Below are 14,100 nucleotides of genomic sequence, written 5' to 3' on the forward strand. Positions count from 1 at the left end.
TACAGACAGGCCCGGGGTATTTCAGTTATGTTTAGGAAAAACATCGTTAGCTAATGAGTTGTTCAGAGGCTTGCCAATCAACACGGCCCCATCGCCGGCACAAACATAACAATGGTGACTTATGGAGATTCGCCCTGCCGCCACCCTGGTGCTAACCCGGGATTCCGACCACGGTCTTGAAGTCCTCCTGCTGCAACGCACCTGGGATGCCGTCTTCCTGCCCGGCTACCATGTGTTTCCGGGCGGTGCGGTAGACAACGGGGACGTTAGCTGCCGGGACCGGATGACCGGCGCCGACGACCAGGCGATCAGCCAGACCATGAGCCTGGACGAAGGCGGAGCAGACTACATGATTGCCGCCGTGCGTGAGTGTTTCGAGGAAGCCGGCATCCTGCTGGCGATGGACCGTGACGGTCAGCTGCCATCGCCGGAACACCCGGTCTTTGACTTCGAGTGGGCGGCCCTGAACCAGGGCGAGGTGACCATGGCAGAATTGCTGCAGCGCCATGACCTGACCCTGCCCCTGGACCGGCTGGGTTACCTCAGCCACTGGATTACCCCGCCCGGACCGCCGCGGCGCTTTGATACCCGTTTCTTCGTGGCGGTGGCCCCTGCCGGCCAGCAGGCCCGTCATGATGGCGTGGAAACCATTGACCACCGCTGGATTTGCCCGCAACAGGCCCTGGCGCAGCATCGCCAGGGACAGCTGCTGCTCGGGCTGCCGACTATCCGCACCCTGCGCCTGCTGGCAGATTTCAACGACACCCGGGCACTGATGACCTACGCCCACGCCAACCCGCCAGAGCCTTATCCCACCCGGTCCTGGCCGGCATACAAGGACGGGCGCCGGATCGAGATCGAACCGGGCGCTCCGGCCTACGATGAAGTCCGCAAACTGGATCCAACCCGTGACAGCACCGCCAGTGCAGCCATTGTGCCGGGCGAGCCGGTCACCCTCGGACCGGGCGTGCAGCGACTCACCGCACCCAACCCCGGCATGATGACCGGCCCGGGTACCAACTGCTACCTGCTCGGCACCGCTGACCGCTTCATGGTAATTGACCCCGGCCCCGCCGACGACGGCCATATCGAACGTATCCTGGAACTCACCGGCGGGCGCATCAGCCATGTCCTGGTGACCCACACCCATCGCGACCACTCACCCGCCGCCAGGGTACTCAGGGAGCGCACCGGGGCCCGGCTGGTGGGCATTCCGGCTCCCGAGGGCGCCTCCCAGGACACATCGTTCGAACCGGATCTGATTCCCCGGGACGGCGAACCCTTTGGCAGCGATGCGGGTCCGTTGCGGGCCATCCTCACTCCCGGCCACGCCTCGAATCATGTCTGCTACCTGCTGGAGAACCAGCATATCCTGTTCTCCGGCGATCACATCATGCAGGGCTCCACCGTGGTGATAAACCCACCGGACGGCGACATGGGTGCCTATCTACGCTCGCTGGGACGACTGCTGGAGGAGACCATCCGCTTTATTGCACCGGGGCACGGCTTCCTGATGGGCAACCCCCACGCGGCCATCGACCACCTCACCACCCATCGGCTGGCCCGTGAGCACAAAGTGGTGAAAGCGCTTCAGCTGCATGGCCCCGGCACCCTCAAGGAACTGACCCCCCATATCTATGACGACGTACCGCCGGCCCTGCATGGACTGGCATCGCGCTCGGCACTGGCGCACCTGCTCAAACTGGCGGAGGAACGGATCGCGCACTGCGCGGGCGAGCAGTGGCAGTGGTTGGGGCGAAAATAACGAAAAAGCCCGGGAATCCGGGCTTTTTTTAGCAAATTTCGATCAAATTCCTATTTTTTGGCGATCACCCATACGGCGTGGACGATGCCCGGAATGTACCCCAGCAACGTCAGCACGATATTGATCCAGAAATGCTTGCCAATCCCCACCTGTAAAAAAACCCCCAATGGCGGTAACAAAATCGCAATCAGAATACGCAAAAGGTCCATACACTCTTCTCCTTGAACAACGTATAACAGACACAGGATCGATGCGTGCCCCCTGTAACCTGGCTCTGAGTATAGCGCACGGCTGACCGCACTTTTTGTGAAGCACTGCGATATCCCATGGTTGCAGGTGTCCACGCAGAGTTCATGAAAGTGGCATTAAACCTCTGTCACAGCCGTATTCATGACCCGAAAGGACAATTATCCTTGGGAGCGTCAGATGAACTCCCTTGGTTCCCGGCGCACGACCTGTGAGGATTTATGCGAGCTGCAAGGCCCTTCAAAGCACTTTCCCTGAACCTGCTGGTTGCCCTGGCCGCTGCCGGCGTGGCCGGACCCTGTGCCCTTGCCGCAACCCCCCCGCAAACCCTGCTGATCGCCGAGCTCGCGGAAGACGAGAATGTCGAGGATATTGAACACTCCGAACCCCGCCAGGCCAAGCCGGCCCAGCCCGCCTCGGCAGCGCCCGAGCAGGCTCTCCCCACGGTGTCGCCGATAGCGGATCCGGCGGATACCGCTCCGGACACCGCCCGGCAGGGAGACGGCGTGAGTGATGGCGTAGGTGGTGGAGCAGGTGGTGGAATTGATGGCGGAGTGCAAGATGGGACCGCCGCGGGCGAAGCCGTGGAGCAGCCTGCCGCGACGGCGGACGCACCGATCGAGCCGGCACCCGCCACCGCCCTCCAGCTGCTGGGTGCCGAGGTGCCTCCGGGCACCTCCACCCGCCTGGCGTGGTCGCCGGCAATCCAGATTGCCGGCCTGTCCCAGCCCACCCCGGTGCTGGTTATCAACGGCGCCAACCCGGGACCCACCCTGTGCCTGACCGGTGCCGTTCACGGCGATGAGCTGAACGGTATCGAAATCATCCGCCGCACGGTCTATGACGTAGTTCCGGAAAAACTGGCCGGCCGTGTGGTGGGCATTCCCATTGTCAATTTACCGGGCTTCCAGCAGGGTACCCGTTACCTGCCGGATCGCCGGGACCTTAACCGGCATTTCCCCGGCTCCGCCGATGGCAGCCTGGCGGACCGTATCGCCCACTCGCTGTTCGAGAGCGTCATTCGCCATTGCGACATGCTGGTGGATATCCACACCGGTTCGCTCAAGCGCACCAACCTGCCACAGCTGCGGGCAGACATGAACGTGCCGGCGGTGGCCGACTTTACCCGCGGCTTCGACCGGATTGCCGTGGTTCACAGCACCGGCACGCCCGGCATGCTACGCACCGCTGCGGTGGACGCTGGCATCCGCGCAGTCACCCTGGAAGCCGGCGAATCGCACCGCATCCAGGAGCACCAGATCGAGGCGGGCGTTAACAGCCTGACCAGCCTGATGGAAAAACAGGGCATGATTTCGCGGATGTTCGTCTGGGGCGACCCCGAGCCGGTCTACTACGATTCCAACTGGATCCGTGCCGAACAGGGCGGCATCCTGTTCAGCGAAGTCGAGCTGGGCGACCGGGTAACGGCAGGCCAGATCATGGGCTACGTGGCGGACCCCATCACCAATGCCCAGCACCCGATCCGGGCGACCAGCAAAGGCCGGGTCATTGGCATGGCGGTGGACCAGGTGGTGATGGCAGGCTTTGCCGCCTACCACGTTGGTACGGAGGCAGAAGTTCCCGGCGAGTAGTATGCTAACGGGCCGGGAGCCTGACTGCGGATATCACCGAATCCGGCTCCCGCCTTGAGCAACCACAGGAGCCGGTGTGCCTTTCAGACTGCAGCAATCCTCTGGCCTGGCCTACCTGGGCCTGACACTGACGACTCTGTTCTGGGCCGGCAACGCCGTGGTGGCCCGCAGCGTGGTCGATACCATTCCGCCGGTGTCCCTTGCCTTCTGGCGCTGGGTGCTGGCGCTTGTCATCCTGCTGCCCATCGGCCTGCCCGGCATCCGGCGGCACTGGACCGTGATCCTGGCAAACTGGCGACCACTGCTGGTGCTGGCGGTGTTCAGTGTCAGCTGCTTCAACACCCTGCTCTACCAGGCGGCGATTACCACCACGGTACTGAACATTACCCTGGTGAACTCCACCGTGCCGGTAGTCGTCGCGTTGATGGCCTGGCTATTGCTGGGAGACCGGATGCGGTCCCCCCAGGTCCTCGGCATCGCCCTCGCACTGCTGGGAATGCTGGTAATTATCGGTCGCGGTGAGCTGGCGACCTTTCGCCGCCTGGATTTCCAGCCCGGCGACCTGTGGATGGTTGCCGCCGTGCTCTGTTGGGCGCTGTTCTCGGTTTTACTGCGCCGTCACCAGATACCACTGCCGGCGTTTACCTTTCTGACCGTCCAGGTCGCCATGGGCACGCTGGTGCTGCTGCCACTGTACCTGGTGGACGCCCTGATGCTGTCCGGAGGATTTTCGCTGACCCCGGCGGTGGTGCCACCCCTGCTGTATGTCGCGATCTTCCCCGGCATACTGGCGTATGCGTTCTGGAATCACGGTGTCCACCAGGTGGGGCCGTCCCGCTCGGCGATGTTCATGTATCTGAACCCGGTGTTTGCGGCGGTCCTCGCCGGGCTGTTCCTCGACGAGCGGCTCAGCCTGTTCCATCTGGCCGGCGGCCTGCTGATCCTCGCCGGGCTGTTCCTTGCCACCCGCAGCAGGCCGGCGCCCCGGCCTACCCCCTGACCGAGACGCCACCGCACGTTCAACTCCCGGCGCGCCCGCCAACCGCCGATTCAATCTGCTCCAGGGCCTGTTGCAGGATCGGTCGGGGGCAGCCGATGTTCATCCGCATGAAGCCGCTGCCCTGATCGCCGAAACTGCTCCCCGGGTTCATCCCCACGCCTGCCCGGTTGACAAAAAAATCCTTCAGGCCGCGATCGTCCAGCCCCAGTTCACGGCAATCCAGCCACAACAGGTAGGTCCCTTCCGGATTGACCAGGCGGATCTGCGGCAGCCGCTGGCGCAGGAACTCCGCCACGTAATCCCGGTTGGCCTGCAGGCAGCCGCGCAAAGCCTCCAGCCAGCCCGCACCACCCCGATAGCCCGCCTCAAATGCAACGCTGCTGAATGGATTGCAGTGCAGCATGTGCAGGGTGTCGAAGGTCTGTTTCAGGGCCTGGCGACGGCGGGCATCCGGCACTACCAGCGCCGACAGGCCAAGCCCCGGCATGTTGAAGGTCTTGCTCGGCGCGACCGCGGTAACCAGCGCATCCTCAGGCCCGGCCAGCGTTGCCAGCATGCGGTGACGGGGCCGGTCCGGATAGGTCAGGTCGGCGTGGATTTCATCCGACAGCACCACCAGCCCGTGACGGCGGGCAATATCCAGCACCGCTTCCAGCTCCTGCCGGCTCCAGATCCGGCCGACCGGATTGTGGGGCGAGCACAGCAACAGCAACCGGGCGCCCGGTTGTGCCGCGCACTGCTCCAGGTGCTGCAGGTCCATGGTGTAGCGGCCATCGGCCAGGCGTAGCGGATTTTCAATCACGGTACGGCCGGTCTGGCGGATCGCACTGAAAAATGGCGGATACACCGGGGGCTGGATAATGACGCCCTCACCGGCTGCGGCGAAGGCCAGGCAGGCGGCATGGAGTGACGGCACCACGCCGGGCACCAGCAGGATCCATTCCCGCTCGATGGTCCAGTCATGACGATCGTGGAACCAGTCCGTCATGGCCTGGTAGAGGCTGTCCGGAAACAGGCTGTAACCATAGACCGGATGGCGGGCGCGCTGCAGCAGAGCCTCGGTGACCGCGGGGGGTGCCGGGAAATCCATATCCGCAACCCACAACGGGATGACATCCTCGCGGCCAAACACCGCCTTACGGGCATCAAACTTGACGGCCTGGGTGTTGGCGCGGGACAGGATCTGATCAAAGCAATCGGACAACAGGGGCCTCCGCCGGGCAACCGGGAAATGTTGACCGTCCATTCTGCGGCAGCAGCATCTCAGGAACAACCCGCCGGCGCAGCCCCGCTGTCAGGAGGTTGGGCGCAGGTGGCGGCGGAACCAGTCAACAGCGAGCTCGCAGACCTGGTCAAGCGTGCCCGGTTCCTCAAACAGGTGGGTGGCGCCCGGCACGATACTCAACTCGGTTTCACAGGTCATTTGCGCGGCAGCCGCCCGGTTCAGCGCGATCACCTCGGTGTCGTGGCCGCCAACAATCAGCAGGGTCGGAGCCTGCACGCCGGGCAGGGCAGCGCCGGCCAGGTCCGGCCGGCCACCGCGGGATACCACCGCCGCCACGTATTGCGGGCGCTCCGCAGCGGCGATCAGGGCGGCGGCGGCACCGGTGCTGGCCCCAAAGAAGCCGATGGGCAGGTCCTCCAGGGGCGGGTATTCCAGCACCCAGTCGGTGGCACTGACCAGACGCTCAGCCAGCAGTGGTATGTCAAACCGGTATTCCCGGGTAAAGCGGTCCAGTTTCTCCTCTTCTTCGGTCAACAGGTCCAGCAACACGGTGACCAGGCCATGCCGCACCAGCACCCCGGCAACCCCCCGGTTACGAGGGCTCAGCCGACTGCTGCCACTGCCATGGGCAAACAACACCACCCCCTGGATCTCGCCCCCGGGGAAAGTCACATCCGCACATAACCTCACCGTACCGGTTTCGATGGTAACGGCATCCGTCCCCCGCGCCCTGTTCATGACCTGTGCACTCCTGCCAACCGCCAGCAACCTCAGCAACCGAAGAAACGACGGACTTCCTCGATGACCTCCTCGTCGGCCATTGCCATCGCCGGACGGTCCTCCCGGATGGTGCCGCGGAAATGCTGCTTGTCCTCAAGGTAATGACGGAACTCCTTGTGGGCCTGGCCGGAACCCAGGATCAGCAGTTCATCGACACTGGCAAGCTCTGCCGCAACCGCCTGGTAATAGTGTCCGAGCTCCCGCTGATAGTCATGTTTACGGTGGTCTTCCGCTACCACATCCTGATGCCCCCAGGGCTCTTTCTGATGGGATCCCCCCGAGGTTTTGGTAGGCTTTTCGGTATGGGATTCAACGGTTTTCACCCGCGGCTCGCCATCTTCAAGAACCACTACCACTGCCTTACGATGGTCAATCCAAACACCCGCCTGACGCTGCATAACCGGTCTCCTTGTCGTCCAGACATCGCTCATGGCCGGTGCCGCAGCTGCAGCCACCGCACTGACCTGTCTTGAGCCAGACTACGCCTGCCGCTTGCGGCAAATGTTGATACGCATCAAGCTTGCTGCGCAAAAAATACACAACCCGACAAAGACCACTTGCAACTTAGGTCGCAAGGCCGATCAGAACACTTGCTCCGACCAGCCTGTAATTGCGAAGCTAACGGATTAATACGCAGCCTGCCGTCCCGATGCGGAGCCCGTTCTGATGATTGCCCAGATTCTGTCCACGATGCTGCCGGTGTTTCTGATTACCGGCTGCGGGTCTCTTTATGGCCGCTATCGCACGCCCGATATCCAGGGGCTGAACACCCTGAACATGGAACTGTTCGTGCCCATGCTGGTGTTTGCCGTGCTTGCCGATCAGCAGGCACCGCTGCAGGAGTATGCCCGCCTCGCGCTGGCCGCGACCGTGGTGGTACTGGGCTCCGGCCTGCTGCTGTGGCCGCTGGCGAAGGTGTTGAAACTCAACATGAAGACCTTCCTGCCGCCGATGATGTTCAATAATTCCGGCAACATGGGTATTCCGCTGCTGGTACTGGCCTTTGGCGACGCCGCACTGCCGGCGGCCATTGTGCTGTTCATCGTGGAAATGCTGCTGCATTTCTCCATCGGGCTCTACATGCTGGATCCCCATACCCCGATCTGGCGCCTGCTGCGGCTGCCCATCGTGATTGCCAGTATTGCCGGCCTCGCGGTGAACCTCAGCGGTGTCGAGCTGCCCCAGTGGATGCTGGAGGCGCTCAATATGCTCGGTGGCGTGTGCATCCCGCTGATGCTGTTCGCCCTCGGGGTGCGCATGCTGGATGTGGATTTCAGTGACTGGAAGCTGGGCCTGCTGGGGGCCATCGCCTGCCCTGCCAGCGGCCTGTTGCTGGCCTGGCCAATGATTGCCCTGCTCGACCTGCCGGGACTGCAGATTGCTGCGCTGTGGGTGTTCGCCGCGCTGCCACCGGCGGTGCTGAACTATATTGTCGCCGAACAGTATCGCCAGGAGCCCCACAAGGTGGCGTCGCTGGTGCTGATTGGTAATATGGGCAGCCTGGTGGTGATGCCACTGGTGCTCGGCCTGGTGTTTGCCGCGGGCTACGTCTGACGCCACCGCCTCACCAAACGGACCTCAGGCTCGCAAGGCAGACCTGCCCCACAACAAACCTCAAGGGATCGAGATGACCACAAGCGTGGCGGTATTAAGGGCATCCCGCCCCAATTTCCTGTTGCTGGCGCCGTTGTGTGCCGGCCTTGGGCTGGCGCTGGTTTGGCGCCAGGGCGTGGTACCGTCCCTGCTGGACACACTGCTGGTGTTTGCCGGTGCCCTGCTGGCCCACGCCGCGGTCAATTTACTCAACGAATACGAAGACTTTGCCTCCGGCCTGGATCTGATCACCCGTCGGACCCCCTTTTCCGGCGGCAGCGGCAGCCTGCCGCAACAGCCGGAAGCCGCGCCGCCGGTGCTGATGGCGACCGCCGTGACCCTCACACTGGTGGGCCTGATCGGGCTCTGGTTCCTCTGGCAGCGGGGCTGGCCAATGCTGGTGCTGGGCGGTGCCGGGGTGGTGCTGGTGGTGACCTACACCCGCTGGATTACCCGCTCGCCCCTGCTGTGCCTGCTAGCTCCCGGGATCGGATTCGGCCCGGTCATGGTGCTGGGCAGCGTCATCGCCCTTGGTGGTCGCCTGGACAGCACCGCCCTGGTGACCGCGCTGGTCGCCCTGTTGCTGGTCAGCGAACTGCTCCTGCTTAACCAGTTGCCGGATACCGAGGCCGACCGTCAGATCGGTCGCCGCCACCTGCCGATAACCCTGGGACGGCGGCGAGCCGCCGGGCTGGTGTCGCTGCTGCTGATGGCCGCCTTTATGGTGATCGCGCTGGGCGTCGGCGCCGCCGTCTTGCCCGCCCTGTGCCTGGTTGCGCTGATTCCCGCGCCGGTGGCGCTGTGGCGGATTATTGCCCGCCTGCCCGCAGCCACCATTGACGACCAGCGGCTGATGCCGGTGCTGGCCGCCAACGTCGCGGTTATCCTGACCTGCCTGGCCCTGCTGCTGGTCGCCCTGCTGCTCGCAACGCCGGCGGGATGATTCCGGCCCCGGCTTGCACTTGGTCCGGGTTTGTCCGATGGTGAACGGGTATTCGGGTAGATGACATTTCACGATAGGGAGGTCTGTCCATGAGCGTCCTGTTACTGCTGATCAGTGCACTGGTACTGATTTATCTGGGAATCGGCGGCAGTACCGCCGCGGCGGTGCTGGTCATCGCCACCATCATTGGCCTGTTTCAGGACGGCTGGCATATCTTCAGCATCCTCTGCGGCGGCGCCCTGCTGGCGCTGGGCCTGATCCTGGTGCTGCCCGGCAACGTCAGGCGGGAAAAACTCAGCCGGCCGCTGCTGGGCTGGGTACGGGGCCGGCTGCCGAAACTGTCTGCTACCGAGGCCGAAGCCCTCAAATCCGGCAGTGTTGACTGGGATGGCGAACTGTTTTCCGGCCAGCCGGACTGGCAGAAGCTGCTGGATGCACGGCCTGCCCACCTCACCAGCGAGGAACAGGCCTTTCTGGACGGCCCGGTCGAAACGCTGTGCGGGATGCTGGATGACTGGCAGATTACCCACGAGCACTACGACCTGCCGCCGGAAGCCTGGAGCTTTATCCGTGACAACGGCTTCTTTGGCCTGGTAATTCCGAAGGAGGACGGCGGCCTCGGCTTTTCCAACACCGCCCATTCGGAAATCGTGATGAAGATTTCCACCCGCAGTGTATCGGCAGCGGTGACCGTGATGGTGCCCAACTCCCTGGGCCCCGGCGAACTGCTGATGCACTACGGCACTGACGCCCAGAAACAGCACTACCTGCCGCGCCTGGCCAGTGGCAAGGACATTCCCTGCTTTGCGCTGACGTCACCGGTTGCCGGGTCCGACGCCGGTGCCATTCCCGACAAGGGCATCGTCTGCAAGGGGCAGTGGCAGGGTGAGGAAGTACTCGGCCTCAAGGTCACCTGGAACAAGCGCTACATCACCCTAGCGCCGGTCGCTACGCTGATTGGCCTGGCCATCAAGGTCTACGACCCGGACCGGTTGCTGGGCGGCGAAGACGACATCGGCGTCACCTGTGTGCTGGTGCCGCGGGATACCGACGGTGTCCATGCCGGCCCCCGCCACCTGCCGATGAACACCGTGTTCATGAACGGGCCGACCTGGGGGCATGAGGTCTTCATCCCCATGGACCAGGTGATCGGTGGTCAGGACATGCTCGGCAAAGGCTGGACCATGCTGCTGGAATGCCTGTCCATTGGCCGCTCCATTTCGCTGCCGGCCCTGGGTACCGGCGCCGGCAAGGTCGCCAGCCTCGCCACCGGTTCCTACGCGCTGGTGCGTGAACAGTTTGGCCGCTCCATCAGCCAGTTCGAAGGGGTTCAGGAAGCACTGGAGCCCATCGCCGGCTACACCTACATGATGGACGCCGCCCGCTTGCTCACTGCCGGCATGCTTGACCGCGGGGTACGGCCATCGGTGCCCTCCGCCGTGCTGAAATACCGCAATACCGATCTGATGCGGGAAGTCATCAACCACGCCATGGATGTGGTGGCCGGCCGCGGGGTAATCACCGGGCCCCGCAACTTCCTCGCCCGCGCCTACCAGGCGGTTCCCATCGGGATCACCGTGGAAGGCGCCAATATCCTGACCCGCAGCCTGATGGTATTCGGCCAGGGTGCCATTCGCTGCCATCCGTTCATTGTGGAAGAGATCGAGGCCGCCGGCATGGCCGACCAGGAAGCCGCCATCGACCGGTTCGACGGCATCTTCTACCGTCACCTTGCCCACACCACCCGCAACGCCCTGCGCGCCCTTGTGCTGGGGCTCACCCGGGGCTGGCTGGAACCGGTGCCGCGGCAAGGGGATATCCGCCCCTGTTACCGGCAGCTGGCCCGCTTCTCGGCGGCCTTTGCGTTGCTGACGGACGTCACCCTGCTGACCGTCGGCGGTGGCCTGAAAGCCCGCCAGCGGCTGTCCGGACGGATGGCCGACTGCCTGGTGCAGCTCTACTACGCCTCGGCCATCATCAAGCAGTGGCATGAGGAGGGTTACCCGCAGGATCAGCGGATACTGGTGGAGTGGGGCCTGAAAACCTGCCTGCGGGACCTGCAGGCCGCGATGCGGGCACTGATCATCAACTTCCCGGTGCCGGCATTACGCTGGCCGTTACGGCTGCTGGTGTTCCCGCTGGGCGCAACCGGGCTCAACGGCCCGGATGACCGGCTCGGTCGCAAGGTCGCCGAATCCATCGTGAAGGACGCCCCGCTGCGGGACCGCATCGCCCGTGGCTGCTACCGCAACGATCAACCGGACGACCCTCTCGGCCGGGTGCTCAACGCCTATCGGCTGGCCAACGAAACCACCGACATGCGGGCCCGGCTACACGACGCCGTGCGTAACCGCAACGAAGACGAGCTGGACGCCATCGCTCTGTTGATGGGCCATGAGCGCAAGGAACTGGTGGAATGGGCCTGCACCGAAGGCATCGTCCGCCGCGAAGAATGCGACAAACTGCTCGAGGCGCTGACGGCCCTGTATGATGTGATCCGGGTGGACGCGTTCGACGGCGACGGGCTGAAAGAACTGGCCAACTGCGCCACCGGCAAGCGTAAGGTGGTGGAACGGCCGGCCCGGGAGTAACGGGCCGGCCCGGCAACGCAGGGCTCAGTGCTTGAGAATGTCCACGATTTCTCGGGTACCCCGGACGATGGTGTACACCTTGTCCTCGATTTCTACCCGCTGATGGCGATGGTCGATGTCCCGCACCCGACCATAGCGCAGCAGGTCGTGGTCGAAATAGTCACCGCGCCGGTAATCCAGTTTCTTCTGCCAGCCCGGCGGCAACTCACCACCCCGCGCAACCTTTTTGTGCAGCCCCGGCGGCAGGCCCTGGCTGTGAGGTGGCTGGGCCATGGCCGCGAGGGGCCCGGCCAGCAGAGCGCCGGCCAGCAGTACGCTCAGAACTCGATTCATGCCTTGTATCCTTATCTGACAACAGCGATTTGCTGACAGTAACACGCCCCCCACGCAAATAACGTTACCGGTTATTCAGTGTTGTGGAAGCGGTCGCAAACCCGGCCGTTGCGCCCCGCAGTTATCAGGTTATGCAGCATCGGTTTTAACAGCTGCCACCCGGCCCTTTCATTCGCCCGCTCACAAGTTATAAAATAAATGACATCTATTACTTTTGAGAATATATACATATTCTGGGACGTTATATGGAACTCAGGTTTGACGGTATCACCAAAACCTTTGGTGAGCTGGAGGTCATCAGGCAGTTCGAGACCACCATCCGCCAAGGGGAAATTGTCGCCCTCGTCGGTCCGTCCGGCTGTGGCAAGTCCACCCTGCTGCACATGGTGGCCGGTTTGCAGCACCCCTCCTCCGGCAGCCTGACGGCGGATGGCAAAGACGTTTCCCGGCCATCCCCGGAACGGACCCTGGTGTTCCAGGAACACGCGCTCTATCCGTGGATGACGCTGATCGAGAACGTGGCCCTGGCCCTGGAATTCCAGAACCGGGACAAAACCTATGCCCGCGAGCAGGCCCGCAAATGGCTCGGCCGCGTCAAGCTTGCCGGCTTTGAAGACTACTACCCCCATCAGGTTTCCGGCGGCATGCGGCAGCGCTGTGCACTGGCCCGGGCGTTCATTGCCCGCCCGGAGGTATTGTTGCTGGACGAGCCCTTCGGTGCCCTCGACGCGCTGACCCGGATGACCCTGCAAAGCGTGCTCAAGGACCTGATCGAAGAAGAGCGCCCCACCGTGGTACTGGTCACCCACGATGTGGACGAAGCGCTCTACCTGGCCGACCGTGTGCTGGTGTTCAGCAACCGGCCGGCCACCGTTCTGCAGGAAATCGAACTGGGGCACATCCCGAAAACCCACGATCTCTCGGCGTTTGCCCATATCCGCAGGGACGTCCTTCAACTGCTCGGCATCGACACGGATTCCGAAGAGACCATTACCGAAACCCTACAAGCCACCCCACAAGCCACCCCATCCAGGCAAGGAGAAATTGCATGATACGCTGGATTTTCGCTCCCCTGCTGGCCCTGATCCTGGCCAGCCCGGTCACTGCCAATGAACCCTTCCGCGTCGGCTATGTAAGGGTCATGGACGACGCCCAGGCGATGCTCGCCTACGAAGCCGGCCTGTACGAGAAGTATGGCCTGGATGCCCAGTTGATCGAATTCAGCTCGGGTACCGACCTGATCAAGGGCATCGTCGGTGGCCAGCTGGACATCGGCGTTCTCGGCTTCTCCAATGCCTTTACCTGGGCCTCCCGCGGTGCCGACCTGAAAATTGTCGGTGGTGCCCAGCGTGGCTACCACTCCCTGGTGGTCCGCGAGGACGCCGGCATTGAATCGGTGGCGGACCTCAAGGGCAAGAACCTCGCCTCTCAGAAACAGGGCAGCACCGCGGATATCGTGCTCAAGGGGGTAATGCTCGACAATGCCGGCCTGCAGCCGGGCGATCTCAACATCATGGGCGTGGCACCGGCCGTGGCGATCCAGTCGCTGGTCGGCGGCCGGGTGGATGCGGCCTTCCTGTTCGAGCCTTACGACCGCATCGCCCAGCTGGTGGCGCCGGTCCGGCAGATCTATGAGATCGGCGAAGTGTGGCCCTTCCCCTGCATGGTGGTGATCACCTCGGCAGAAACCCTGGAGAAGCGCAAGGACGTGCTGTGGGCCGCGCTGGACGCCCAGCGTGAGGCCATTGCCATGCTGGAGAACGAGCCGGCAAAGGCGGCGCCGCTGATTACCGGGTATTTCATCAAGGAGCCGGTGGTCAAGTCACTGAACCAGGGCGACATTCCCAGCGAACAGGTGATCGAGCAGGCCATCCAGACCAACGACTTCAGCGCCAAGCTGACGGACGCCGACATCAGCCGGATGAAGGAGCTGGCCGCCATCATGCAGGCCCAGGGCATCCTGCCCGCCGGTGAGGCGTTCGACGTGGACAGCCTGCTGGACCTGTCCTGGCAGCAGGCTCGTGAGCTCTGA

General features: G+C 63.5%; 13 protein-coding genes. 8 read left to right on the top strand and 5 right to left on the bottom strand.

Translation table 11 applies throughout. The features are described from left to right. Positions 1-121 precede the first annotated feature (121 nt). The gene (locus CLH61_RS16820) at positions 122-1,765 is read left to right on the top strand and encodes an MBL fold metallo-hydrolase (RefSeq protein WP_099615925.1); all 1,644 of its coding nucleotides are present in this window, start codon (positions 122-124) and stop codon (positions 1,763-1,765) included. A gap of 50 nt (positions 1,766-1,815) precedes the next feature. Here CLH61_RS16820 and CLH61_RS16825 read toward each other — a convergent pair whose 3' ends face one another. Continuing rightward, positions 1,816-1,974: a YqaE/Pmp3 family membrane protein gene (locus CLH61_RS16825; RefSeq protein ID WP_022989318.1), complete on the bottom strand. Its 159-nt coding sequence runs from the start codon at positions 1,972-1,974 to the stop codon at positions 1,816-1,818. 258 nt (positions 1,975-2,232) lie between these two features. On the opposite strand from CLH61_RS16825, the gene CLH61_RS16830 reads away from it, so the two are divergent. Together CLH61_RS16830 and CLH61_RS16835 are read left to right on the top strand one after the other, a co-directional pair. After that, positions 2,233-3,603 (top strand): succinylglutamate desuccinylase/aspartoacylase family protein, encoded by a 1,371-nt coding sequence (locus CLH61_RS16830; protein ID WP_099615926.1) that lies wholly within the window; start codon positions 2,233-2,235, stop codon positions 3,601-3,603. A gap of 76 nt (positions 3,604-3,679) precedes the next feature. Then, the gene (locus CLH61_RS16835) at positions 3,680-4,603 is read left to right on the top strand and encodes a DMT family transporter (protein ID WP_099615927.1); all 924 of its coding nucleotides are present in this window, start codon (positions 3,680-3,682) and stop codon (positions 4,601-4,603) included. Between the two features lie 19 nt (positions 4,604-4,622). Here CLH61_RS16835 and CLH61_RS16840 read toward each other — a convergent pair whose 3' ends face one another. From CLH61_RS16840 to CLH61_RS16850, 3 genes are all read right to left on the bottom strand, one after another. Then, positions 4,623-5,810, bottom strand: a complete 1,188-nt coding sequence (locus CLH61_RS16840) for a MalY/PatB family protein (protein WP_407657600.1) — start codon at positions 5,808-5,810, stop codon at positions 4,623-4,625. A gap of 87 nt (positions 5,811-5,897) precedes the next feature. Further along, positions 5,898-6,566, bottom strand: coding sequence for a dienelactone hydrolase family protein (locus CLH61_RS16845; RefSeq protein WP_099615929.1), 669 nt, complete (start codon positions 6,564-6,566; stop codon positions 5,898-5,900). A gap of 32 nt (positions 6,567-6,598) precedes the next feature. Continuing rightward, positions 6,599-7,006, bottom strand: coding sequence for a hypothetical protein (locus tag CLH61_RS16850; RefSeq protein WP_099615930.1), 408 nt, complete (start codon positions 7,004-7,006; stop codon positions 6,599-6,601). A gap of 268 nt (positions 7,007-7,274) precedes the next feature. Between CLH61_RS16850 and CLH61_RS16855 the strand changes: the two genes are divergently transcribed. From CLH61_RS16855 to CLH61_RS16865, 3 genes are all read left to right on the top strand, one after another. After that, on the top strand, positions 7,275-8,162 hold the full coding sequence (locus CLH61_RS16855; RefSeq protein ID WP_099615931.1) for an AEC family transporter: 888 nt from the start codon (positions 7,275-7,277) through the stop codon (positions 8,160-8,162). A gap of 73 nt (positions 8,163-8,235) precedes the next feature. After that, positions 8,236-9,144, top strand: a complete 909-nt coding sequence (locus CLH61_RS16860; RefSeq protein WP_099615932.1) for a prenyltransferase — start codon at positions 8,236-8,238, stop codon at positions 9,142-9,144. A gap of 89 nt (positions 9,145-9,233) precedes the next feature. Beyond that, a complete protein-coding gene (locus CLH61_RS16865; RefSeq protein WP_099615933.1) occupies positions 9,234-11,735 on the top strand; it encodes an acyl-CoA dehydrogenase in 2,502 nt (833 codons plus the stop codon). Positions 11,736-11,759: 24 nt separating this feature from the next. On the opposite strand, the gene CLH61_RS16870 is transcribed toward CLH61_RS16865, so the two are convergent. Next, positions 11,760-12,068 (bottom strand): hypothetical protein, encoded by a 309-nt coding sequence (locus tag CLH61_RS16870; protein ID WP_099615934.1) that lies wholly within the window; start codon positions 12,066-12,068, stop codon positions 11,760-11,762. Positions 12,069-12,313: 245 nt separating this feature from the next. Between CLH61_RS16870 and CLH61_RS16875 the strand changes: the two genes are divergently transcribed. Both CLH61_RS16875 and CLH61_RS16880 read left to right on the top strand, forming a co-directional pair. After that, positions 12,314-13,120 (top strand): ABC transporter ATP-binding protein, encoded by an 807-nt coding sequence (locus CLH61_RS16875; protein ID WP_099615935.1) that lies wholly within the window; start codon positions 12,314-12,316, stop codon positions 13,118-13,120. Continuing rightward, entirely contained in the window at positions 13,117-14,100 is a 984-nt protein-coding gene (locus CLH61_RS16880) for an ABC transporter substrate-binding protein (protein ID WP_099615936.1), read from the top strand. The genes CLH61_RS16875 and CLH61_RS16880 overlap by 4 nt, the downstream gene beginning before the upstream one ends.

Source organism: Marinobacter profundi (genome assembly GCF_002744715.1).
Lineage (GTDB): Bacteria > Pseudomonadota > Gammaproteobacteria > Pseudomonadales > Oleiphilaceae > Marinobacter > Marinobacter profundi.

Coding starts and splice junctions, on each gene's coding strand:
- CLH61_RS16870 (WP_099615934.1), bottom strand. CDS start 12,068: ATGAATCGAGTTCTGAGCGTACTGCTGGCCGGCGCTCTGCTGGCCGGG.
- CLH61_RS16850 (WP_099615930.1), bottom strand. CDS start 7,006: ATGCAGCGTCAGGCGGGTGTTTGGATTGACCATCGTAAGGCAGTGGTA.
- CLH61_RS16825 (WP_022989318.1), bottom strand. CDS start 1,974: ATGGACCTTTTGCGTATTCTGATTGCGATTTTGTTACCGCCATTGGGG.
- CLH61_RS16860 (WP_099615932.1), top strand. CDS start 8,236: ATGACCACAAGCGTGGCGGTATTAAGGGCATCCCGCCCCAATTTCCTG.
- CLH61_RS16880 (WP_099615936.1), top strand. CDS start 13,117: ATGATACGCTGGATTTTCGCTCCCCTGCTGGCCCTGATCCTGGCCAGC.
- CLH61_RS16845 (WP_099615929.1), bottom strand. CDS start 6,566: ATGAACAGGGCGCGGGGGACGGATGCCGTTACCATCGAAACCGGTACG.
- CLH61_RS16875 (WP_099615935.1), top strand. CDS start 12,314: ATGGAACTCAGGTTTGACGGTATCACCAAAACCTTTGGTGAGCTGGAG.
- CLH61_RS16865 (WP_099615933.1), top strand. CDS start 9,234: ATGAGCGTCCTGTTACTGCTGATCAGTGCACTGGTACTGATTTATCTG.
- CLH61_RS16855 (WP_099615931.1), top strand. CDS start 7,275: ATGATTGCCCAGATTCTGTCCACGATGCTGCCGGTGTTTCTGATTACC.
- CLH61_RS16830 (WP_099615926.1), top strand. CDS start 2,233: ATGCGAGCTGCAAGGCCCTTCAAAGCACTTTCCCTGAACCTGCTGGTT.
- CLH61_RS16820 (WP_099615925.1), top strand. CDS start 122: ATGGAGATTCGCCCTGCCGCCACCCTGGTGCTAACCCGGGATTCCGAC.